21 protein-coding genes and 1 tRNA gene are annotated in these 20,965 nt (G+C 70.0%); 17 read left to right on the forward strand and 5 right to left on the reverse strand.

Annotation, left to right across the window (positions count from 1 at the left end; genetic code table 11):
- Positions 1 to 2 precede the first annotated feature (2 nt).
- From ACS5PM_RS05395 to ACS5PM_RS05415, 5 genes are all read left to right on the forward strand, one after another.
- The gene (locus ACS5PM_RS05395) at positions 3 to 677 is read left to right on the forward strand and encodes an alpha/beta hydrolase (RefSeq protein ID WP_439386268.1); all 675 of its coding nucleotides are present in this window, start codon (positions 3 to 5) and stop codon (positions 675 to 677) included.
- A gap of 69 nt (positions 678 to 746) precedes the next feature.
- Positions 747 to 1,223 carry a holo-ACP synthase gene (gene acpS, locus ACS5PM_RS05400; RefSeq protein WP_439386271.1) on the forward strand — a complete coding sequence of 159 codons (477 nt, stop codon included), beginning with the start codon at positions 747 to 749 and terminating at the stop codon, positions 1,221 to 1,223.
- Positions 1,224 to 1,230: 7 nt separating this feature from the next.
- Positions 1,231 to 1,482: an acyl carrier protein gene (locus ACS5PM_RS05405; RefSeq protein WP_439386272.1), complete on the forward strand. Its 252-nt coding sequence runs from the start codon at positions 1,231 to 1,233 to the stop codon at positions 1,480 to 1,482.
- A 4-nt stretch (positions 1,483 to 1,486) separates the two neighbouring features.
- A complete protein-coding gene (locus tag ACS5PM_RS05410; protein WP_439386274.1) occupies positions 1,487 to 4,003 on the forward strand; it encodes a glycoside hydrolase family 2 protein in 2,517 nt (838 codons plus the stop codon).
- 152 nt (positions 4,004 to 4,155) lie between these two features.
- A complete protein-coding gene (locus ACS5PM_RS05415; RefSeq protein ID WP_439386277.1) occupies positions 4,156 to 4,437 on the forward strand; it encodes an EF-hand domain-containing protein in 282 nt (93 codons plus the stop codon).
- A 155-nt stretch (positions 4,438 to 4,592) separates the two neighbouring features.
- On the opposite strand, the gene ACS5PM_RS05420 is transcribed toward ACS5PM_RS05415, so the two are convergent.
- Complete coding sequence (locus ACS5PM_RS05420) at positions 4,593 to 5,228, reverse strand: Smr/MutS family protein (RefSeq protein ID WP_439386279.1); 636 nt, start codon at positions 5,226 to 5,228, stop codon at positions 4,593 to 4,595.
- A 150-nt stretch (positions 5,229 to 5,378) separates the two neighbouring features.
- Here ACS5PM_RS05420 and ACS5PM_RS05425 point away from each other — a divergent pair, with 150 nt between their 5' ends.
- Positions 5,379 to 5,900: a hypothetical protein gene (locus tag ACS5PM_RS05425; protein ID WP_439386281.1), complete on the forward strand. Its 522-nt coding sequence runs from the start codon at positions 5,379 to 5,381 to the stop codon at positions 5,898 to 5,900.
- A gap of 19 nt (positions 5,901 to 5,919) precedes the next feature.
- Here ACS5PM_RS05425 and radC read toward each other — a convergent pair whose 3' ends face one another.
- Together radC and ACS5PM_RS05435 are read right to left on the reverse strand one after the other, a co-directional pair.
- Positions 5,920 to 6,594, reverse strand: a complete 675-nt coding sequence (gene radC, locus ACS5PM_RS05430) for a RadC family protein (RefSeq protein WP_439386283.1) — start codon at positions 6,592 to 6,594, stop codon at positions 5,920 to 5,922.
- Positions 6,595 to 6,703: 109 nt separating this feature from the next.
- A complete protein-coding gene (locus ACS5PM_RS05435) occupies positions 6,704 to 7,738 on the reverse strand; it encodes a DUF3466 family protein (protein ID WP_439386285.1) in 1,035 nt (344 codons plus the stop codon).
- Between the two features lie 249 nt (positions 7,739 to 7,987).
- Here ACS5PM_RS05435 and ACS5PM_RS05440 point away from each other — a divergent pair, with 249 nt between their 5' ends.
- The 6 genes from ACS5PM_RS05440 (at position 7,988) to ACS5PM_RS05465 (ending at position 15,337) form a co-directional block, all read left to right on the forward strand.
- On the forward strand, positions 7,988 to 8,431 hold the full coding sequence (locus ACS5PM_RS05440; protein ID WP_439386287.1) for an FKBP-type peptidyl-prolyl cis-trans isomerase: 444 nt from the start codon (positions 7,988 to 7,990) through the stop codon (positions 8,429 to 8,431).
- Positions 8,431 to 9,402 carry a 4-hydroxy-3-methylbut-2-enyl diphosphate reductase gene (gene ispH / locus ACS5PM_RS05445; protein ID WP_439386289.1) on the forward strand — a complete coding sequence of 324 codons (972 nt, stop codon included), beginning with the start codon at positions 8,431 to 8,433 and terminating at the stop codon, positions 9,400 to 9,402. The genes ACS5PM_RS05440 and ispH overlap by 1 nt, the downstream gene beginning before the upstream one ends.
- 170 nt (positions 9,403 to 9,572) lie before the next feature.
- Positions 9,573 to 10,868 carry a serine--tRNA ligase gene (gene serS / locus ACS5PM_RS05450; protein ID WP_439386291.1) on the forward strand — a complete coding sequence of 432 codons (1,296 nt, stop codon included), beginning with the start codon at positions 9,573 to 9,575 and terminating at the stop codon, positions 10,866 to 10,868.
- 2 nt (positions 10,869 to 10,870) lie between these two features.
- A complete protein-coding gene (locus ACS5PM_RS05455) occupies positions 10,871 to 11,404 on the forward strand; it encodes a hypothetical protein (protein WP_439386293.1) in 534 nt (177 codons plus the stop codon).
- Complete coding sequence (locus ACS5PM_RS05460; RefSeq protein ID WP_439386295.1) at positions 11,398 to 15,183, forward strand: DEAD/DEAH box helicase; 3,786 nt, start codon at positions 11,398 to 11,400, stop codon at positions 15,181 to 15,183. Before ACS5PM_RS05455 ends, ACS5PM_RS05460 begins: the two co-directional genes overlap by 7 nt.
- A 62-nt stretch (positions 15,184 to 15,245) precedes the next feature.
- Positions 15,246 to 15,337, forward strand: a tRNA-Ser gene (locus tag ACS5PM_RS05465).
- A 222-nt stretch (positions 15,338 to 15,559) separates the two neighbouring features.
- Here ACS5PM_RS05465 and ACS5PM_RS05470 read toward each other — a convergent pair.
- Positions 15,560 to 17,011, reverse strand: a complete 1,452-nt coding sequence (locus tag ACS5PM_RS05470; RefSeq protein ID WP_439386297.1) for a sulfatase-like hydrolase/transferase — start codon at positions 17,009 to 17,011, stop codon at positions 15,560 to 15,562.
- Between the two features lie 586 nt (positions 17,012 to 17,597).
- Between ACS5PM_RS05470 and ACS5PM_RS05475 the strand changes: the two genes are divergently transcribed.
- Positions 17,598 to 17,882, forward strand: coding sequence for a hypothetical protein (locus ACS5PM_RS05475; RefSeq protein WP_439386299.1), 285 nt, complete (start codon positions 17,598 to 17,600; stop codon positions 17,880 to 17,882).
- A gap of 132 nt (positions 17,883 to 18,014) precedes the next feature.
- Positions 18,015 to 18,302, forward strand: a complete 288-nt coding sequence (locus tag ACS5PM_RS05480; RefSeq protein WP_439386301.1) for a hypothetical protein — start codon at positions 18,015 to 18,017, stop codon at positions 18,300 to 18,302.
- Positions 18,303 to 18,317: 15 nt separating this feature from the next.
- Here the strand turns inward: ACS5PM_RS05480 and ACS5PM_RS05485 are convergent, their stop codons facing one another.
- Positions 18,318 to 19,445: a polyamine ABC transporter substrate-binding protein gene (locus ACS5PM_RS05485; protein ID WP_439386303.1), complete on the reverse strand. Its 1,128-nt coding sequence runs from the start codon at positions 19,443 to 19,445 to the stop codon at positions 18,318 to 18,320.
- Between the two features lie 173 nt (positions 19,446 to 19,618).
- Here ACS5PM_RS05485 and ACS5PM_RS05490 point away from each other — a divergent pair, with 173 nt between their 5' ends.
- The 3 genes from ACS5PM_RS05490 (at position 19,619) to ACS5PM_RS05500 (ending at position 20,963) form a co-directional block, all read left to right on the forward strand.
- Entirely contained in the window at positions 19,619 to 20,002 is a 384-nt protein-coding gene (locus tag ACS5PM_RS05490) for a hypothetical protein (RefSeq protein WP_439386305.1), read from the forward strand.
- Between the two features lie 52 nt (positions 20,003 to 20,054).
- Entirely contained in the window at positions 20,055 to 20,291 is a 237-nt protein-coding gene (locus ACS5PM_RS05495) for a hypothetical protein (RefSeq protein ID WP_439386847.1), read from the forward strand.
- Between the two features lie 108 nt (positions 20,292 to 20,399).
- Complete coding sequence (locus ACS5PM_RS05500) at positions 20,400 to 20,963, forward strand: Spy/CpxP family protein refolding chaperone (RefSeq protein WP_439386307.1); 564 nt, start codon at positions 20,400 to 20,402, stop codon at positions 20,961 to 20,963.
- Positions 20,964 to 20,965 lie beyond the last annotated feature (2 nt).

Genomic DNA, 20,965 nt, shown 5'->3' on the forward strand with positions numbered 1-20,965 from the left:
TCTTGATCTTGCTCCATGGCTTGACGATGCGGCCGCAGGTCCTGCAGCCGATGGTGCAGGCGCTGGGCCTCGGCCTGCCCGTCTACCTCCCGTCCGGGCCGGTGCAGCACGAAGACGGCAGTTGCTCCTGGTGGGCCGTGGATCCCGGGCATCGCGCGGCCCGGCTGGCAGCGGGCCCGAGCGACCTGTTCGACCGCCACCCGCAGGAGCGGCCGGCGGCGCGGGCTGTGCTGGCGGCCACGCTGGCCCAGGCCAGGCGCGAACATCCCGGCGCGCGGCTCGTGCTGGCCGGCTATTCGCAAGGCGGCATGCTGCTGATGGATCACCTGCTCACCCAGGACGAGTACCGCGATGACATAGCCGGGCTGGCGCTGCTTTCCTCCACCTGCATCGCGCTGGACGAGTGGTTGCCCCACGTGGCGCGGCTGCGCGGCCTGCCGGCGCTGGTCACCCACGGCCATCATGACGGCGACCTCTCCTTCAGCGCCGGAGAGCGCCTGCGGGACCTGCTGGTGAAGGGCGGTGCCGAGGTCACCTGGCTGCCTTTCGACGGCGGCCACGAGATGCCGCTGGTGGTCTGGCGGGCGCTGCGCCGCTTCGTCACGAAGCTGCAGGGCGAGCCATCTGCCGCCATCGCCCCCCCCACGACCAAGGGGGGCGACGGGCCGCGGGCGTGAACTATGCCCGAGCGCGGCACGTTGGGTCGGAGGTGCCCGCTATGATTTGCGGCACACCTCCTGCCCGACATGCCGCACGCCCACGACCTCGCCGATCAGCTCACGCTGGCACTGCCACGCCGAGCGACTGGCGTGCACCTCGGCATCGACACGGTCAGCGTGCCGGCGATTGCCGACTCGCTGGCGCAGTTCGGCGATCGCTTCGCCCAGCGGCTTTTCACCTCCCACGAGATCGCCGACGCCCGCGCGGTGCAGGGCGAGTCGGCCTGGCACGAGCGCCTGGCGGCCCGCTTTGCCGTCAAGGAGGCGGTGATCAAGGCGCTGGACCTGACCGAGGCCGGCATCGGCTGGCGAGACATCGAACTCATCCGCGCTGCCCATGGCCGGCCCTCGCTCGCCCTGCATGGCCGCGCGGCGGCCGCATCGGCGCGGGCCGGCGTGCGCGAATGGGCCGTCTCGATCAGCCACGACGCCGACCAGGCCTGCGCGGTGGTGGTGGGCCTGACCACGCCGGCGACCCTCCATTCCGAACCAGAGTCCCCCTGACCCGACCATGAGCGACACCGCCACCCGTATCCGCGCCATCCTGGCCCAGCATGCCCGCCTCGCGAAGGACGCGGCCACGCTGGGCGAGGACGCCGACCTCTATCAGGCCGGCATGAGCTCGCACGCCAGCGTCAACGTGATGCTGGCGCTCGAAGGCGCCTTCGACATCGAGTTCCCCGATCACATGCTCACGCGCAGCGTGTTCTCCAGCGTGGGCGCGATCCGCTCGGCCGTCGAAGAACTCACGGCCAACGCCTGACCGCATGGTCGCCTTGCCGGCCCGCATGCGCCTGGCCGGCACCTGGGCGCTGACCCCCGGCGAGCCGGGGCAGGAACAGCCGCCACCGCAGTCCCCATGGCTGCCCATCGACGGCCCCGTGCCCGTGGCCGCGGCCCTCGCGGCGGCTGGGCGCTGGAGCCTCGACGGGCCGGCCCGCGACTTCGATGCCGAATGCTGGTGGTACCGCTGCTGCTTTGACTCGCCGCCCGGCGCAGGACCGGACGCGATCCTGGGCCTGGACGGCCTGGCGACGCTGGCGGCGGTGTGGCTCAACGGCGAGCGCCTGCTCGACAGCCGCAGCATGTTCCGCCGCCACCGGGTGCCGCTGGGCGCCCGCTTGCGCGAGCAGGGCAACGAGCTGCTGATCCGCTTCGACCCCTTGAATGTCGAGCTGGCCCGGCGCCGGCCGCGGCCGCGCTGGCGCACGCCGATGCTGGCGCAGCAGCAGCTGCGATGGTTCCGCACCACGTTGCTGGGGCGGACGCCAGGCTGGTCGCCGCCGGCCGCCGTGGTCGGCCCGTGGAGGGACATCTGGCTGGCACCGCCTGCTGAGCTGGCCGACATCGATTGCCGGCCGCGGCTGGTGGGGCAGGCTGGCGAGCTGGAGGTCCGCTGCCGGCTGCCGGCATCTGTCGATGCCGTGAGGGTCCGGCTGGATCACGACGGCGAACCCCGGGCGTTGGACCTGCGGCCCGTGGCCCGCGAGGACGGCAGCACCGAATGGAGCGGCACGTTGCGAATCGAGCACGTCGCGCCCTGGTGGCCCGCCACGCATGGCACGCCGGCCACGCATCCGGTGACGCTGCAGCTGCGCCATGCCGACGGCAGCGAACAGGTGCTGCAGGCCGGGCGGGTCGGCTTCCGTACCGTCTCGATCGACACGTCCCGGGGCGGCTTCGGGCTGGTGATCAACGGTGAGCCGGTCTTCGCCCGCGGCGTGTGCTGGGTACCGCTGGACACGCTGCGCCTGCATGCCGAGCGCGAGCAGTACCGCGAGGTTCTCACCCGCTGGCGCGACGCCGGCGTGAATCTCATCCGTGTCGGCGGCACGATGGCCTACGAGCACGAGGCTTTCTTCGAGCTGTGCGACGAGCTGGGGCTGATGGTCTGGCAAGAGCTCATGTTCGCCAACATGGACCATCCCGGCGACGATCCGGCCTTCGCGGCCGAGGTCGACGCGGAGCTGGCCGGCGAGCTGCCGCGCTGGCGGCGCCATGCCAGCGTGGTCGTCGTCTGCGGCAACTCCGAAGTCGAGCAACAGGCGGCCATGTGGGGCGCCGGGCGCGAGCATTGGCAGCCGGCGCTGTTCCATGAGCGCATCGCCTCGGCGGTGAAGGCCACGCTGCCCGACGTCGCCTGGTGGCCTTCGAGCGCGCACGGCGGGGCCTTCCCCTTCCAGGCCGACAGCGGTACGACCTCGTACTACGGCGTCGGCGCATACCGGCGCGATCTGGCCGATGCGCGGGCCAGCGGCCTTCGGTTCGCCACCGAGTGCCTCGCGTTCGCCCAGGTGCCGTCCGACCAGGTGCTCGGGCGACTGCGGGGGCTGAACCATGACCTGCCGGTGCGAAGCCACAGCGCCCTGTGGAAGACCCGCTCCCCGCGCGATCTGGGCGCCGGCTGGGATTTCGACGAGGTGCGCGACCACTATGTGCGGCAGCTCTTCGGCGAAGACCCGGAGCGGCTGCGGCAAGCCGATCCGGCCCGCCACCTGGTGCTCGGCAGGGCCGCGGCGGGCGAGGCGATCGCGAGTGCCTTCAGCCAGTGGCGCGCCGCAGGATCTGCCTGCCGCGGTGCCCTGGTCTGGTTTGCACGGGACCTGTGGGCCGGCGCCGGCTGGGGCCTGCTGGATGACCTGGGCCAGCCCAAGGCAGCCTTCCATGCGCTGTCGCGTGTCTGCCAGCCCCTGCACCTGGGCATCACCGACGAGGGCCTCAACGGCCTCGCGCTGCATGCGGTGAACGAGCATGGGCGCGCCTTCGAGGGTCGCCTGACATTGCGGCTGTACCGCGAGGGCGAATGGCCGGTGGCGGAGACGACGCGCGAGCTGGAGCTGCCGGCCCGTTCCTGCCAGGGCTGGAACGTGTGCGAATGGCTGGATGGCTTCATCGACCTTTCGTGGGCCTACCGCTTCGGCCCTGCGCCGGCCGATCTGTTGCTGGCGCGCTGGGAAGGCGAGGAGGCGAGCGCCGAGCGTGTGTACTTCATCGACGTTCCCGGCGCTACGCTGCGCCGCGCGGACCTCGGTCTGGTGGCCTCGGCGGTGGAGTGCGAGCCAGGCGTGATCGAGGTCCGGCTCGGCACGCGCGCCGCAGCACGCGCGGTGCACTTCGAGGCCGAAGGCTGGTTGCCCGCCGACGAGTATTTCGATCTCGCGCCAGGCGCCGAACGACACGTTCGCTTCACCCCGTGGCCGGATCATCCGCGCCGGCCTTGGAGGGCCACCGTGACGGCGATCAATGCCCTGGCCGCGGTGGCGGTGCCGCTGCAGCCGGATTGATCGCGAACCCCTGCTTACGCTGTTCCAATCGGCAAGCAGCCGCAAGCAAGCCCACCTCGCGGTAAGCCAGGCAACGCTGGGCAAAAGTGCTGGGTCCTCGACCACGGGATCGCTAGATTGGGCGCTCCTATCACTGCACGAGGAGCTTGCTGATGCAAAGCCGCCAACGGTTCTCCCTCATGACTGCCTGCCTGGCGCTGTGCGCGCTGACCGCCACCGCCCAGGCGCAGACCGCTGCACCGAGTCCCGCCCCGACCCCGGCCCCGAGCGCCACCGATCTGTTCTCCAAGGCCGACAAGAACCACGACGGCAAGCTGTCCCGCGAAGAGTCCAAGGCCTTGCCGGCCATCTCGGAGAAGTTCGACCTGCTCGACAAGGACAAGGACGGTTCGCTCAACATGGACGAGTTCGGCACGGCGGTGCAGGCCAAATAGTCCGGGGGACTATCCAGCCTTTGGCTGACGGTCAATGGAAATTGACCGTTAGCCTTCGGCCGAATGTTGAGCTCCCCCCAGCCCCCTCCAGGAGAGGGGCTCCGGCATGCAGCGGGCTCCCTCCCGACCTCCCTCCGAGAGGGAGGCTCCAGCTCTCAGCGCGAGCCCAGCAGCACTACCAGGGCCCCGGCGCCGCCCTGCGGGCCGGGCGCCTGCGCAAACGCGATCACCTCGCGGCGCTGTGCCAACCAGCGCTGCACCTTGGACTTGAGCACCGGCATCTTGCCGGGCGAGCCATGGCCCTTGCCGTGCACCACGCGCACGCAGCGTCGACCCTGCTGGTGCGCCTGGCGGATGAAGCCGCCCAGGGCTTCCCGCGCTTCGTCTCGCCTGAGGCCGTGCAGGTCCAGCTGGCCCTGGATGGCCCATTGGCCGCGCCGCAGGCGGTTGACGACGTCGATGCTGATGTCCGGGCGGCGATAGCTCAGCCCATCGTCGGTCAGCAACAGCGACTCGACATCGACCTCGTCCGACAACGCCTCGCGCAGGGCCGCCTGCTCATCGAGCTCGCGCTGGCGTGGCTCGGGCGGCGGCAAGGGGCGCGACGAGGGGGCTTTGTGGGTCACTCGTATCGGCTTGACCGGCCCGACGGCGTGGGCGAAGGCATGCCGCTCCCGCTCCCGCCGGGCTGCCTCGGCGGCCTCCTTCGCGCGCAGGGCGGCGGCTTCGGCCTGGGCCTGGCGCATCGCATCGCGCAGGGGGCCCAGGTCCTTCAGGCTGTTGGACTTCACGATGGCCCGATTGTCGCCGCCAGCCGCGGCGGGCCATCCGCCCCGGCGGGCGCTCCGTCGGCCGCTCGTGCACTGCGTCGCGCGGCGGTGGCTTCGGGCGCCCGGGGCCGCGATGCTGGCGGCCATCCCTTGCTTTCGCGGACTTTTGCCATGCGTCCCACTTCGCTGTACCTTTCGACGCTCATCCTCGCTGCCGCCGCGGCCCTTTCCGCACCGGCGGTGCAGGCGGCGGGGGCCGGCCTGGAGGTCGGCACGACTCCCAACGCCGGCGATCTTGATCTGCCGCTGTATGCCGGCGCTGCGGCGCGCCGCGATGCAGGTGAAGATGGCAACGGGATCAAGCTTTCGCTGTGGGGCGGCACGCTGGGCTTCAAGCTGGCCGTGGCGAAGTACCACAGCACGGATACGGTGGATTCGGTGGCCACCTTCTACCGCGATGCGCTGGCGCGTTTCGGCCCCGTGCTGGATTGCAGTGCGCCACGCGCGCGAGCCGCTGCGGCGTCATCGGAAGGCAAGACCCTGAGCTGCAACGCCGACGACAAGGCCGAGCCCGGCGGCAGGCTCTACAAGGCCGGCACCAAGGACAACCAGCGCGTCGTTCATGTCAAGCCCGGCGCCGACGGCGCGCGCGGTGCCGACTTCGATCTGGTGCGGCTGGAGGCGAGTCGCTGAAGCGCACGCACCCAGGCGGCTACAGCAGTCCGCGCTCCGCGAAGCTGACGACCTGGCCGGTGCCGACGACGAGGTGGTCCAGCACCCGAACATCCACCAGTGCCAGCGCGTTCTTGAGCGACTGGGTGAGGAACTCGTCGGCCCGCGACGGCTCGGCCACGCCCGAGGGATGGTTGTGCGCCAGGATCACCGCCCCGGCGTTCAGGTCCATCGCGTGGCGGACGACTTCGCGCGGGTAGACGCTGGTCTGGGTCAGCGTGCCGCGGAAGAGCTCGCGCCATTCGAGCAGGCGGTGCTGGCTGTCGAGGAACAGCACGGCGAACACCTCGTGGCCCAGGCCGCCAAGCTTCAGCGCCGCGAATTCCTTGACCTTGGCCGGCGAGTCGAACACTGGCGCGTGGCGCAGCTGTTGCGAAAGCGCCCGGCGCGCGAGCTCCATCACCGCCGACAGCTCGGCCCGCTTGGCCGGCCCCAGGCCCTTCACGCGCTTGAAGTCCTCGGCCGTCGAATGCAGCAGGCCCGCCATCCCCTTGAAACCTTCCAGCAGGTCATGGGCCAGGGCGAGGACGCCCTTGCCCTTCAGGCCGGTACGCAGCAGCAGGGCGACCAGCTCGGCATCCGCCAGCGCCGCCGGCCCGTGGGCCAGCAGCTTCTCGCGCGGCCGCAGCGCGGCCGGCAGGTCTTTGATCGTCATGAAGGGCCGCTCCCTCGCCGGCTCGTCAGGTTGGAACCCGAAGGCTAGCAAGCTTGCTGCCTCCGGCGCGACCCCCCATTGGCGGGATGGGCCCGCTGGCCAGGGTCCTTCAGGGCCGGCTGGCGGGAGGGGTCAGGCGATAGGCGTGCGTGCGGCCTGTCACGGTGTTCTTGGCGTCGCCGGTGATCTGGCCCGCGTCGTTGATGCCGTTGGCGCTGCGCAAGACCCAGGTCGCGCGCGTCGCGTCGTCGAGCAGCGTGTTCAGGTCGATGATCTTCCGGTCGATCCAGATGACGGCGCGGCTGTTCCTGTCGTGCGGGTGGCCCGGCACATAGCTCTTGCCGACGATGGTGCCTGCGTTGTTGATGTCCAGGGCGTAGCTCTGGTCGCCCGCCAGCGAGCCGAGGTCGATGACCTTGCCGCCGTCCCACAGCGCGGCGCGCACCCGGTAGCGCACTGTCCGGGCGTGGCCAACGACCAGGCCGGCATTGTTGATCGCCGTCGCCCAACTGTCCCGGCCGCCGAGCGTGCCGAGGTCCCTGGCGCGCGTTCCGTGCCACAAGGTGGCGCGCATGTCGCCCTGGCTGTTCATGCTTTCGCCGACGACCTTGCCGGCCGCGTTGATGTCGTAGGCCGCGCTGTAGTTGCCACCGGGCAGGGTGCCCAGGTCGGTGGCCTGGTCGCCGATCCAGAGCATGGCGTGCGTGGCGGCAAGCGTCGGCAGGTAGCTCGCGCCGACGACCGCGTCGTGATCATTGATGCCCTGCGCCCGGCTCTCGGTGGTGGCCAGCTCGGTGACGACGCCGGCTGACCAGCGCACGGCGCGCTGTTCGCCGCCGCCCACGGGCGTGCAATGGCCGACCGCGACCTCCCGCCTGCTGAGCCCGAGGGCTTGGCAGTTGTAGCCGTCCGGGCCCAGATCCACTGGGCGATTGCGCCGCCACAGCGTCGGGCTCCAGCCGTTGTTGACGCCGCTGAAGCCCGCCACCCGGCCTTGCGGATTGATCGCAAAGCCGAAGCTGTAGAAGTTACCGAGGCTGCCGAGATCGGTGAAGGCGTAGGTCTGGGCTCGGGCGGCGCCGCCGAGGGTCGCGAGCAACGCGGCAACCAGCACGGCCGCCGTCAGCGGAGCGCTCTTGTTCATGGTTGGATTCCTTGGTCAGAGCTTGAGGCAGTCGGATGCGAGGACGACCGTTCATCGTGCCCCGTGGCATGCACCTGGCCATCGGCCGTGTCGCTCGGGCCGGCGACGGATGTGGGGAAGTCAATATGCGGCAAGCGTGCGGGCGTGCCTTGCGCCTGCGCAAACGCCAGGCCGAAGCCGTGCGAGTGGGGCCTGGGCAGGTCGGCCGCGCCGTAAAATCGAATCAAAGCGCTTCCTGTCTGCCCTCCCGTGAACACTGTCCGACCGGGGTCTCACCTGACCCTGCACTACCGACTCGCCGGCCCCGATGGGGCGGACGTGGTCAGCACCTTCAAAGACCAGCCCGCCACCCTGTCGCTCGGCGCAGGGCAGTTGGCTCCGGCGATCGAGAACAAGCTCATCGGCCTGGAAGAGGGCGCCGAAGCCACCTTCCACCTCGCCCCGGGCGAGGCCTTCGGCGAGCGCAACCCCGAGATGCTGCAGAAGGTCCGCCGCAGCCTGCTGGCCGAGCATGGCGACCCGCAGGCGGAATACCACGTGGGCGATGTCGTGGAGTTCCCGACGCCCGATGGCACGGGGCGCTTCGCCGGGGTGGTGCGCGAATGCGGCCAGGACTGGCTGCTGTTCGACTTCAATCACCCGCTGGCGGGGCAGGCCGTGACCTTCCAGGTCCGCCTGATCGGAGTCCTCTGATGGCGATCCAACCCCATGAAGTCCTGCTGGCCGAGCCGCGCGGCTTCTGCGCCGGCGTCGACCGGGCGATCGAGATCGTCGAGCGGGCGCTGAAGAAGTTCGGTGCGCCCATCTACGTTCGCCACGAGATCGTCCACAACACCTACGTCGTCAACGACCTGAAGGCCAAGGGCGCGATCTTCATCGAGGACCTGGCCGACGTGCCGCCCGGCGCGACGCTGGTCTTCTCGGCCCATGGCGTGCCCAAGGCGGTGAGGTCGGAGGCCGCGCAGCGCGGCTTCCAGGTCTTCGACGCCACCTGCCCGCTGGTCACCAAGGTCCACGTCGAGGTTGCCAAGCTCGCCAAGGAAGGCTACGAGTTCATCATGATTGGCCACAAGGGGCACCCCGAGGTCGAGGGCACGATGGGCCAGCTGCACGAGGGCATCTACCTGGTCGAGGACGTGGCGGACGTGGCGACGGCGCCCGTCACCCGGCCCGAACGCCTGGCCGTGGTGACGCAGACCACGCTCAGCGTGGACGACGCGGCCGAGATCCTCGCCGCGGTGAAGGCCCGGTTCCCGCAGGTGCGCGAGCCGAAGCAGCAGGACATCTGCTACGCCACCCAGAACCGCCAGGACGCGGTGAAGTTCATGGCCCCGCAGGTCGACGTGGTCATCGTGGTGGGCAGCCCCACCAGCTCCAATAGCAACCGCCTGCGCGAGCTGGCCCAGCGCCTGGGGACGCCGGCCTACATGGTCGACGCTGCCGACGACCTGCAGGAGGCCTGGCTCGACAACCGGCCTCGCGTGGGCCTGACCGCCGGCGCCTCGGCGCCCGAAGTGCTGGTCAATGCCATCGTCGACAGGCTGCGCGCGCTCGGCGCCCTCTCGGTGCGCAAGCTGGCCGGGGTGCAGGAGACCATCGAGTTCCCGCTGCCCAAGGGCCTGGGCGACAAGTCGATGGGGGCGGTTTCCGCGTCCCGATCCTGAAGTCCCTCGGGCTGCACTGCGCCCGACCCATGCTCGACCACAAGGTCGCAAGAACGGCTCGCTGCGTGCGCTGACGTTGCCGTCGACAGGGTCCTGGCGCCCGTGAGTCTCCTGCGGCGGCTTCGCTCCCGCGCCTTCCTACAATCGCCCTTCGCTCCAAATCACCCGCCATGCTCGACATCAACCTGCTGCGCAAGGACCTCGAAGCCGTTGTCGCGCGCCTCGAGACCCGCAAGACTCCGCAACCCTTCCTGGACGTGCCCGCCTTCACCTCGCTGGAGGCCGAACGCAAGCGCCTGCAGGTCAGGACCGAGGAGCTCCAGGCCCGGCGCAACAGCCTGTCCAAGCAGGTGGGCCAGGCCAAGGGCAAAGGCGAGGACGCCTCGGGCCTGATGGCCGAGGTGGCGAGCACCGCCGAAGAGCTCAAGGCCGGCGCCGAGCGGCTCGAAGCCCTGCAGGCCGAGATGGCGCAGATGCTGATGAGCATCCCCAACCTGCCGCACGAGAGCGTGCCGGTGGGGGACGACGAGCACGGCAATGCCGAGGTGCGCCGCTGGGGCACGCCGCGGCCGTTCGACTTCCCGGTCAAGGACCATGTCGACCTCGGCGCGCCACTGGGCCTCGATTTCGAGACCGGCGCCAAGCTCAGCGGCTCGCGCTTCACGTTCATGAAGGGGCAGGTGGCCCGGCTGCACCGCGCGCTTGCCCAGTTCATGCTCGACGTGCAGACGCAGGAGCACGGGTACACCGAGTGCTACACGCCCTACATCGTCAACCGCGAGGTGCTGGAGGGCACCGGCCAGTTGCCCAAGTTCAAGGAGGACATGTTCTGGGTGCTTCGCGGCGGCAGCGAAGAGCAGGCCGAGCAGTACCTGATCTCGACCTCGGAGATCTCGCTGACCAACACCGTGCGGGGCGAGATGCTGCAGGCGGCCCACCTGCCGATCCGGCTCACGGCACACAGCCCCTGCTTCCGCTCGGAGGCCGGGTCGGCGGGGCGCGACACGCGCGGCATGATCCGCCAGCACCAGTTCGACAAGGTCGAGATGGTGCAGATCGTGCATCCCGACAAGAGCTACGAGGTGCTGGAGCAGATGACGGGCCACGCCGAGGCCATCCTGCAGAAGCTGGAGCTGCCGTACCGCGTGATGCTGCTGTGCACCGGCGACATGGGCTTCGGCTCGACCAAGACCTATGACCTCGAGGTCTGGTTGCCCGCGCAGGAGACGTACCGCGAGATCAGCTCCTGCTCGAACTGCGAAGCCTTCCAGGCCCGCCGAATGGGCACGCGCTTCAAGAACGCCCAGGGCAAGCCCGAGCTCGTGCACACGCTCAACGGCTCCGGCCTGGCGGTCGGACGCACGCTGGTCGCCGTGCTCGAGAACTACCAGAACGCCGACGGCTCGGTCAGCGTGCCGGCCGCGCTGCGGCCCTACCTCGGCGGGCAGACGCGCCTGGTGGCGTGACGGTGTCGGGCTCGCTGTTCGACGACGGATCGGATGGCGAGCTGCAAGCCATCGAGCGCGATGTGCTGGTGGCGCTGGCCCTTGGCGCGGCGCCGCGGCCGCGCGCCTGGGTGGTCGAGTTCCTCGCCCAGCCCGGGGTGCGCGAGGGCGGGGCCCGCCGGGCGACGATCGACGAGGTGCGCGCCGCCATCGCCCAATTGGACGCACGCGGCTGCATCGAGCAGCACGAGCGCAAGCCGGGCTTCTGGGGTGTCGCGAATGGGTATCTGCCGGGGGTGATGGAGAGCGTTCTCGCGCGGGTGCCGCTGCCGGCGCTGCGCGAGGCGCTGGGCCGGGCCGACGGATACCGGGCCGTGACTTTCGCGGCCGGGCGCCTGACGGGCGACCGCGTGCCCACGATCGAAGCAGCCTTTGCGCTGGTGCGGCTGGAGATCCTCGGCGGCACATCGGTGGCGGCAGTGGAGGCGCTAGACGCGCGCCTGCCGTGGGGCGTGCAGGCCCAGGCGTTGTCCGACACGGCGCTGGACGGGTGCTGAACGATGCGCTCTACGCCCGCCTGCATCCGGGCTGGCAGTTGCAGGCCCTCATCGTGGCCTGGCACGCCTGGGCCGCGGCATGGGAGCCTCCACAGGGGTGGTCGGTGCGCGAGCACACGAGGCGCTGGCTGATGTCATGGTCGGACGACCCGGAGCTTGTGCTGCAGCTGGTGGCCCTGCGCGGCCTGGCGGGCGAGGCGGCGCTGTGCATCGGCGAGGAGGAGTTCCTGCTCCATGCCACCCAGGAGAGGGCCGGCGACGAGCCGCCGCCGGGGCTTGCTCTGCGCACCGCCTTCGTCGCCGCCAGGGCCGCGCTCCAGGGGCGCTGGCCGGAGGCGGAGCAAGGCTTCGAAGATGCGCTGGCGGCCTTGCGGGCGGGCACGAAGAAGCGCCAGCATCTGTTGTCGCCCCGCTTGGGCTGGCTCTATGTCATGAGCCTTCTCGCGCGCCGACAGCCCGCGGCTGATGCCAAGGCGCTCAAGTTTTGCCTGGCCGAGGGCGGCAAGCGCGAGCCGGTGCTCGATTCGCCCTTCGGCTTCGCCGCACTGGCCCTGCAGATGAACCTCGGGGAGGTGCCCCGCACCGCCGGCCCTTTCGTGCCGCCGCGCTACAGCATGGAGGGCTTCCCCTCGCCACTGGATCTGGCCCGCTGGCAGATGCGCGCCTGGCTGAAGACCGGCCCGCAAGCCGAGCCGCTTTCGGCTGGAGAGGCCGCCGCCGCGGCGGCCCTGAAGCAGCGGCTGCAGGAGACTGGTTTCACGCGCCTGGAGGCCGAACTCGACGCGGCCATGCTGGTGCTGGGCGGCGAGCCGGCGCCATCCTGGTTCTTCGTTCCTGGCCCCGAGTCACCATGGCAGGCCGCGTTGACGGCGCTGGGGGCCGTCGCCCTGACGGGCAGTGGCGGATCCGGGCCGGCCGCCGAGCGCGAAGCTGCGCCCACGCGCCTGCTCTGGCTGCTCGAGATCGATGACCACGGCCGCGTGCTCGACCTCGTGCCGCACGAGCAGAAGCACGGTGCGCGCGGCTGGGGCAAGCCGAAGGAGGTGCCGCTGTCCCGCCTGCAACGCGGCGCCGGCGCGCTGGCACCGCACGACGCGGCCATGGCCGCAGCCATCCGCCATGAAAGCTACGGGCGCGACTGGCGGCTCGATGTGGCGAGCGCCGTCGTGGCGCTGGCCGGACATCCAGCGGTGGCCTTCACCGACGCGCCTGACCAGCTGATCGAGCTGGTCGAGACCGGCCCCGAGCTCGACGTCACCGAAGAGGGCGACAAGCTGCGCGTGCGCATGCTGCCCGCCATGAACGTCGGCCACGACGCCGCCGCGCCGCGCTGGGGCGGCAGTGCCACCGAGCAGAAAGAGCTGGATGCGTTGCGGCTCGTGTGCATCGTGCGCGAGACGCCCAAGCGTGCACGGCTCGTGCGTCTGACGCCGGCCCAGAAACGCGTGGCGCAACTCCTCGGCCCGCAAGGGTTGGAAATCCCGCGCGAAGGCGCGGCCCAGCTGCAGCAGGTGCTTTCGGGGCTGGGAAGCCACTTCCGCATCCATGCCGACGAGGGGGCCAGTGCCCAGGCCGCGCGCGAGCTGCCGGCCGCGACGCGCCTGCGTGCCGAGCTGACGCCCGCGGGCCAGGGGCTCATCGTGCGCCTCGTCGCCGCTCCCTTCGGCGACGAGTTCCGCGCCGAAGGCCCTCGCCTGGTCCCCGGCCACGGCCGGCGCCGTGTCGTCGCCACGCTGCGCGGCGAGATGCTCGGTGTGCAACGCGACCTCGCCGCCGAGCAGGCGTATCTCGAGGCGGTGCTCGATGGCTGCGACTGGCTGCCGCCGCGCGACCCGGGCGCGCCCTGCGAGTGGCATCTGGACGATCCCGAGCAGGTGCTGGCCACGGTCGAGGCGTTGCATCGCTTGGCCGGTGCGGTGCAGATGGACTGGCCGCAGGGGCGGCCCTTGCGGGTGGACAGTGCCGGCCTCGGCCAGCTCGCGTTGCGAGTGCACACGCGCCAGGAGTGGCTGGCGGTCCAGGGCGAGATCCGCTTCGACGAAGACCTGGTGCTCGGCCTGCAGCAACTCATTGGCGCGGCCGGCGGCGCCAGCCGCTTCATCCCCCTCGGCGAGGGCCGCTATGCCGCGCTGACGCAGGAGCTGCGAGAGCGTCTGGCCGATCTGGCGGCGGTCGCCGAAAGCCAGCGGGCCAAGGGCGACGACCTCGCCACGCTGCGCATTCCGACCGTCGCGGCGCCTTGGCTCGAGCAGGCGGTGCAGGGCACGCAGGTCGAGATCGACCCCGCCTTCGCGGAACGCCTGAATCGCCTGGACGAGGCGCGCCGCGTGGTGCCGAAGCTGCCTGCCACCCTGCAGGCCGGCCTGCGTCCGTACCAGGAGGAAGGCTTCGAATGGGCGATGCGCCTGGCGCATGCGGGCCTGGGCGCCTGCCTGGCCGACGACATGGGCCTGGGCAAGACGCTGCAGGCGTTGGGCGTGCTGCTGGCCCGGGCAGGTGCCGGGCCCGCGCTGGTCGTGGCGCCGACCTCGCTGATGGGCAACTGGCGGGCGGAGGCACGCCGCTTCGCGCCTTCGCTTTCGGTGCATGTCTATGCCGAAGGCGGTGCGCCCGCGGAGCGGCGCCTGGCGATCGACGTGGCCGCCGCCGGGCAGGTGCTGCTGGTGTCCTACCCGATGCTGCAGATCGACGCCGAGGCCTTCGCCAGCCGGGACTGGGCCACGCTCGTGCTGGACGAGGCGCAGGCCATCAAGAACGCCGCGGCCAAGCGCAGCCAGGCCGTTTTCGCGCTGCGCGCGGGCTTCCGCCTCGCGCTCTCCGGCACCCCGATCGAGAACCGCCTGGGCGAGCTGTGGTCCATCATGCGGGCCGTCAACCCGGGGCTGCTCGGCTCGGCGGCGCGCTTCGCCGAGCGCTTCGCCGGTCCCATCGAGCGGCAGGGCGACAAGCATGCGCAGAAGCAGCTCAAGCGCCTGATCGCGCCTTTCGTGCTGCGCCGGACCAAGGCCCAGGTGCTGGACGACCTGCCGCCGCGCACCGAGCTCGTCCTGCGCGTGCAACCCGACGAAGCCGAGGCGGCTCACTACGAGGCGCTACGACGCGACGCGCTGATCGCTGCCGAGCGTGCCCTCGAGGGCGACGCCCCCGGACAGGCGCACCTGAACGTGCTCGCCGGCCTCACGCGCCTGCGCCGCGCCGCCTGCGATCCGCGCCTGGTCAGCCCGCACCTCAGCACCCAGGGCGCCAAGGTCCAGGCCTTCGCCGAACTCGCGGCCGAGTTGGTGGCCAACGGCCACAAGGCGCTGGTGTTCAGCCAGTTCGTCGACTTCCTGGCGTTGCTGCGCGCGCCGCTGGACGCGGCCGGCATCGCCTACCAGTACCTTGATGGCTCGACGCCCACGGCCGAGCGCACACGCCGCGTCGACGCCTTCCAGGCCGGCGAGGGCGAGCTGTTCCTCATCAGCCTGAAGGCCGGAGGTTTCGGCCTGAACCTGACGGTGGCCGACTACGTGGTGATCGCCGATCCCTGGTGGAACCCGGCGGTCGAAGACCAGGCCAGCGGCCGCGCCCACCGCATCGGCCAGCAGCGCCCGGTCACCGTCTACCGCCTGGTCAACCAGGGGACGCTGGAGGAGAAGATCCTCACCCTGCACCGCGACAAGCGCGAGCTGGCCGAAGCCCTGCTCGACAGCGCCGACGGCTCGGCCCGCGTCCCTCCGGCCGACGAACTGCTCGCCCTGATGCGCGCCGACGACGAGGCGGCCGGACTGTACGAGTGAGGTGCAGGATCTGGGCTAGAATCCGCGGCTTCACTCGTTGACCACGGGTGTCACGGAAAGCAGGAAAGGTGGCAGAGTGGTCGAATGCACCGGATTCGAAATCCGGCATACGGGTCCTCCCGTATCGGGGGTTCGAATCCCCCCCTTTCCGCCAGGACAATCCCTCACCAAGGTGCACGACAGTGCAAGACAGTGAGGGATTTTTCTTTGTAAGTCATTGATTTGAAGGCTGTTTTTCGCCCTCTCACACTTCGCTCCGTGCAGATCCTCACGACGCGTGAGGAGCAATCCGCCCGGGAGGGCGACCACTCGGATGGCGGCGGCCTAATCCTGCGGGTCAGAGGCACATCGGCAAGCTGGGTGCCGCCGGGGCCGTTCAAGCGCCGCCGCCGTCCCAGAGGCCGTCGGGGTTCCAGCCCGCCAGTGCCCGTCTGCGCAGGTTCTGGACGATCGTCGCGTAGGCCGGATCGGCGACGAGGTTGGTGCCTTCGATGTCGCGGTCCGGGCCGTGCATGTCGTAGAGCTGCTCGATGCCGTCGGCGTACCAGCAGTACTTGAAGCGCCGAGTACGGATCATCCGGGCCGGGATCCCGCACCGGTTGTTCTCGGAAAAGGCGACCCGGTCCGAGCCGGCGTCCTGGCCGGTCATCAGGGGAATCAGGCTGCGCCCCTCCAGCGTGGCGGGTGGTGGCAGGCCGCAGAGCTCGCACAGCGTGGGGAACAGGTCGATCGTGCTGATCGGCGCGTTCACCGAGCGCAGCTGCGCGCCGAGCGCGGACGGCAGCGAAACGATCACCGGCACACGGGCCGAGCCTTCGAGGAAGGTATTCTTGTACCAGATGCCATGCTGGCCCAGCATCTCGCCGTGGTCGGACATGTACAGCACGATGGTCTGCTCGCGCAGGCCCAGGGCGTCCAGGCGTGCCAGCACGCGGCCCACCTGGTCGTCCATGTAGCTGACCATGCCGTAGTAGCTCCGGCGGGCGTAGTCCTCCTGCGCCGCGCTCAGCTTGTCGATCTCGTACAGCGAGCGGTCGTTCTTCATCGCGGTGCTGAGGTCGTCCAGCATGGCCTGGGTCACGCGTGGCCGGCGGATCTGGACGTCGGCATAGCGCGCGAAGTACTCGGGCTGGATGCAGAACGGGAAGTGCGGCTTGACGTAGGACACGCCGAGGAAGAATCGCTGGCTTCCGATGGCATCGAGGAAGCCGAGGGCCTGCTCGGTGGCCACGGTGTCTTCATTCAGGTCCGTGCCCCAGTAGGCGACCGTGGCGTCCCGGACCAGGCGGGTCTGCTGCGGATATTGCAGGCCGGCGTCGATGAAGCGCTGGCGCACCACCTTGTCGCAGTCTTCGCCCACCTCGTCGAAGGGATTGACCAGGTTGTCCCAGTGCTGCTTGCCGAACCATCCGGTGTGGTAGCCCATGCGGCCGAAGTAGGGCCCGAGCGCCTCGTAGTTGGGTTGCTCGCTGTTGATGTTGGAAGCCATCCGCCCGGAGCAGAACGCCCGCCGCGCCGACTCGCAGATCGGATCGGGCGTGTAGGCGGAGCTGAAGACCGTTCCCCTGCGCGCCAGGGCATCGAGGGCTGGTGTCTGCACAACGCGGTCGCCCGCGAAGCCTGCGACGAAGGGGTTGTGCTCGTCGGCCATCAACCACAGGATGTTGTAGTTGACGGCTGGGCGCATGCGGGCATGGCTGGGCGAGCCGGCCGTCCCTGCGAGGCCGGCGAGACCACTCAGACCGACGGTGCCGAGGGTCTTGAGGGCATCGCGCCGCGAGGTGCGCAGGGAAGTGGCGGCGCGCGGGGCGCCAGGGGTCCTGCTCATGCGAGCACTCCATCGAAGGTCGGAGGAAGGCAAAGCCAGGCCTTGCCTCGGCCGTCGTGGCCGAGAGCGGGTTGCCTGGGGGTGGGTCGCCCGAGAGGGCGTCGGGGGGCGAGGTGGCGGGCCTGCGCGGCCAGGGTCGCGCAGGCGAGGAAAGCCGCGGTGGTCGCGGCGCGAAGAAGGGCTGACATGCCGAGGCTCTCTGTTCGAAACACAAGGGGTTCATCGGCAACGTGTTGCCTCGGTCGCGAGGCGCCGCACGGGCAAGTCGTTACCGTGCAGCCCGAGCTGTCAGCAATTGATTCGAGTCGACGGCGCGGCTCAGGCCGGCAGGTTGGTGGTGTCGAACGCCTCGTCCGCGCCCGGCGGGAAGATGCGGTACGGCCCCTTGGCGGCTCGCGCAATGCACTTGATAAGTGGCAGGATTTCGTTGTCCCTGCTAGGCCCGCATCCGCTCCCGGCTCAGCCGAACATCATCCGCGCCTGGCTCGCGCTCCCAGAAGGCACAGGCGCGCTCAGGTGTCTCCGTCACGCGGCTTGCGCCGGGCCTGGCGCAAAGAGCTGCGGTACCCTGGGCCGCCATGCCGTCATGGAAGCCATGGAAGCGTCCAGCGACCCATCGCAGCTGACCCGCATCGACGCCTTGCTCGCCGAGGCGCATCACCGCAAGCAGGCACTGAAGTCGCTCTGCGCCCAGATGGAATCCAAGGGCCAGGATGTGAGCGTCGAGCAGCGGGTGCTGCGCGCGGCCACGGTCTCGGTGTTGCTCTACTACGAGTGGCGTCGCATCGTCCTGGAGCGGATCGTGCAGGATCGCCTCAGCGAGCGCAAAGCGCGCGAGAAGCAGCGGGCGGCGTCCTCCGTGGGCGATTGAGGCTTCGGAGCGGCAGTCGCATTCGAGCGCCGCACGACATCCCCAGTTCGTTGCGCGCCGGCCCCTGTTCACGGGAGATACAGGCCCTGCGGCGAGACCAACAATGGTCCGGTCACAAGTCATCGGCCCGTCATGCGCCTGCTGTTCCTGGATCGACCCACCAGCCGAATCACGGCCCGTCAATGGCTGATGATCGCGCTCGCGCTGGCATTGGTGGAGGCTGCCGGTTTCGCCGTCTACGTCATGCGGCCGGCCGAACGGGGCCTGTCGGTGGGACTGTCGACGCCGCACGAGCAGTGCGTCGCGCGGGGCATCGGGCAGTACGAAGTTCGGCGCGAGTGGCCCCGCACGATGGATGGGCGCGACGCCGGCACCTTGATCGAATCGCGTTGCACGCTCGATCCGGCGTCGTTCCAGTAGCCCACCTCGGCTGACTCAACGCCCTGCCTTGAAGGCGGTGAAGATGCGGGTCTGCACGCGGCGGATGTCCTGCGGCACCGAGTCCGGTGCGGTCATGCCGGCCATCTCCTGCGGCGTCAGGAAAATCGTCTTGTTGGCCGCGACATCGGGCTTCACGAAAGGCAGCGAGGCCTTGTTGGGGTTGGCGTAGAAGACCTTGTTGGTCAGGCTCGCGTGCACCTGCGGCCGCAGGATGTAGTCGATGAACAGGTGGGCGTTGCGCGGGTGCTTGGCATCGGCGGGGATCGCCATCGTGTCGAAGAACAGCGTGGCGCCGTGCGGCGGCACCAGCGCCTCTATCGTCTCGCCCGTCTTGCTCTCGATCGCTCGGGCCCGGGCGATGTTGATGTCACCGGAGTACCCCATCACCGCGCAGAGCGAGCCGTTGGCCAGGTCGTTGATGTAGCCCGATGAAGAGAAGCGCGTCACGTAGGGGCGCACCTTCTTCAGCACCGCTGCGGCGGCCTCGTAATCCGCCGGGACGCGGCTATAGCCTGGCTTGCCGGCGTAGAGCATCGCCACCGGCAGCACCTCGGACGGAGAGTCCAGGAAGTTGATGCCGCAAGTCTTGAGCTTGCCGGCGTACTTCGGATCGAAGATGAGGTCCCAGGGGTTCGCGGGCAAGGGGCCGCCCAGCGCCTTCTCCACCTTGGGCCGGTTGATGCCCACCGTCACGTAGCCCCACAGCCAGTCCACGAGGTACTGGTTGCCCGGGTCCACCTTGGCCAGTTGGGCCAGCAGGGCCGGGTCGAGGTTGCCCCAGTTGCCGAGCAGCGTGCGGTCCAGCTTGCGGAACAGGCCCGCCTCGATCTGCTGCTTGGCGAAGTGGGCACTGGGCACGACGATGTCATAGCCGCTGCGGCCGGCCACCAGCTTGGCGTGCAGGATCTCGTTGGCGTCGTAGTTGTCGTAGTGGACGACGATGCCGGTCTCGCGCTCGAAGTTCCTGAGGGTGTCGTCGGCGATGTAGTCCGACCAGTTGTACACGTTGAGCACCTTGGGCTCGGGCGCGTCGGCCCCGTGCGCAGGCGGGGTGTGCAGGTACAGCAGGATGCCGACGATGGCGGCCACGATGGCCGCCGAGAGCGTGCGGGCGTATCGCATGACGGTGTCCTTTCGAGGCAGCCGCTGGTGCAGTTTGGGGATGACACCGGCCGGAAAAGTTCCGGCCCGGATGCAGCCGGTGCCGCCAGGGCGACGGCCCGTCGCACGCCGGATGACATCGGTAGGCCGGTGGCCAGACTGGCGGCTTCGTCCCTCAACGCAAGGAGTTCGACATGCCCCGCATGACCGTGGCCATGACCGCCGCTGCCTGTCTGTTCGTCTCGGCCCTGCCGCTCACCGCCGGCGCCGCCGACGCCTCGTCGCAGCAGGTCGACATCGTTGGCCGTGGCGCCACGCTGTTGCGAAGCGACCAGTACGAGGCCATGAGAGGCGAATACCTGATGTCCGACGGCAGCCGGGTCTGGATCGAAGGCGGTCGCACCCGTCCGGCGGTCGTGATCGACGATCGGGAGCCGGTGCTGCTGGTGGGCGCCGGCGTGAACCGCTTCTCCAGCGTCGATGGGCGCATGCAACTGCAGTTTCACGCCCACGACAACGGCAGCATCGACGGGCTCACGCTGACAGAAGGAGGCACGATGAAGGTGTCGCGCCGCTGAACCTGCGGGGCGTGCCCCGGCATTCGCCTTCGCCTACCGAAAATCGGGCCAGCTGGACGCCGCCTTCGACCACTGCGGCAAGGCCCTGGCCATAGACCCGGACCATCGCGGAGCGCACGAGTACATCGGCGAGGCCTACCTGATGGTCGGCAATCTGCCGAAGGCCGAAAAACACCTGCACATCCTCGATCGGCTGTGCTTTTTCCCCTGCGAGGAGCACAGCGACTTGAAAAAGGCGGTGGCGGCCTACAAGGCGAGCACCAGCGTGGCCACGGCACCCGCGAAATGAGGGGCTTCGCCCGCCCTTTTACCGATCTTTACCTGGCCGGAAAACGCTTCTGACACGCCCAGCCGAGCATCGCCTTCGTCCCTTCTTCCGGGGATGAAAGGATCTCGAATGAAGCGCTCTTCCATCCCGACCAGCTGGCGCTACGTGGCCGCCGGCCTGGCCATCTCGGTCGCCGGAGCGTTCGGCGTGATCGACCTGGCCTCGGCCCACAGCCGCCCCGACATGCCGCCCGCGGGCACCTGGCGCGGCGGGCCGGGCATGGGCATGGCCGGGGCCGGGCTGCCGCTGGGCGGCCCCATGCTCGACCGCCTGCTGGACGACGTGCAGGCGAGCGATGCCCAGCGCGATCAGCTGCACCGCATCGCCGAAACCGCGCAGGCCGACCTGAAGCCCACGGCCGACGCCGCCCGGGCCGACCACGCCCGCATGGTGGAACTGTTCGCCCAGCCCAGTGTCGATGCCGCGGCGGTGGAGAGCCTGCGCCAGAAGATGCTGGCCCGGCACGACCAGGTCACCCGGCGCGTCAATGTCGCGATGCTCGACGCCGCGAAGGTGCTGACGCCCGAGCAGCGCCAGCAGATGGCCGAGCGCATGCGCCAGTTCGAGCAGCGCCGTTCCGAGCGAGGCGATCGCGACGGCGAGCGCGCACGCCCCGACATGCCGCCGCGCTGAAC

This window comes from Ideonella flava, assembly GCF_051857595.1.
Lineage (GTDB): Bacteria > Pseudomonadota > Gammaproteobacteria > Burkholderiales > Burkholderiaceae_C > Ideonella.

Coding starts and splice junctions, on each gene's coding strand:
- acpS (WP_439386271.1), top strand. CDS start 747: ATGCCGCACGCCCACGACCTCGCCGATCAGCTCACGCTGGCACTGCCA.
- ACS5PM_RS05405 (WP_439386272.1), top strand. CDS start 1,231: ATGAGCGACACCGCCACCCGTATCCGCGCCATCCTGGCCCAGCATGCC.
- ACS5PM_RS05410 (WP_439386274.1), top strand. CDS start 1,487: ATGGTCGCCTTGCCGGCCCGCATGCGCCTGGCCGGCACCTGGGCGCTG.
- ACS5PM_RS05415 (WP_439386277.1), top strand. CDS start 4,156: ATGCAAAGCCGCCAACGGTTCTCCCTCATGACTGCCTGCCTGGCGCTG.
- ACS5PM_RS05425 (WP_439386281.1), top strand. CDS start 5,379: ATGCGTCCCACTTCGCTGTACCTTTCGACGCTCATCCTCGCTGCCGCC.
- radC (WP_439386283.1), bottom strand. CDS start 6,594: ATGACGATCAAAGACCTGCCGGCCGCGCTGCGGCCGCGCGAGAAGCTG.
- ACS5PM_RS05435 (WP_439386285.1), bottom strand. CDS start 7,738: ATGAACAAGAGCGCTCCGCTGACGGCGGCCGTGCTGGTTGCCGCGTTG.
- ispH (WP_439386289.1), top strand. CDS start 8,431: ATGGCGATCCAACCCCATGAAGTCCTGCTGGCCGAGCCGCGCGGCTTC.
- serS (WP_439386291.1), top strand. CDS start 9,573: ATGCTCGACATCAACCTGCTGCGCAAGGACCTCGAAGCCGTTGTCGCG.
- ACS5PM_RS05470 (WP_439386297.1), bottom strand. CDS start 17,011: ATGAGCAGGACCCCTGGCGCCCCGCGCGCCGCCACTTCCCTGCGCACC.
- ACS5PM_RS05475 (WP_439386299.1), top strand. CDS start 17,598: ATGGAAGCCATGGAAGCGTCCAGCGACCCATCGCAGCTGACCCGCATC.
- ACS5PM_RS05480 (WP_439386301.1), top strand. CDS start 18,015: ATGCGCCTGCTGTTCCTGGATCGACCCACCAGCCGAATCACGGCCCGT.
- ACS5PM_RS05485 (WP_439386303.1), bottom strand. CDS start 19,445: ATGCGATACGCCCGCACGCTCTCGGCGGCCATCGTGGCCGCCATCGTC.
- ACS5PM_RS05490 (WP_439386305.1), top strand. CDS start 19,619: ATGCCCCGCATGACCGTGGCCATGACCGCCGCTGCCTGTCTGTTCGTC.
- ACS5PM_RS05500 (WP_439386307.1), top strand. CDS start 20,400: ATGAAGCGCTCTTCCATCCCGACCAGCTGGCGCTACGTGGCCGCCGGC.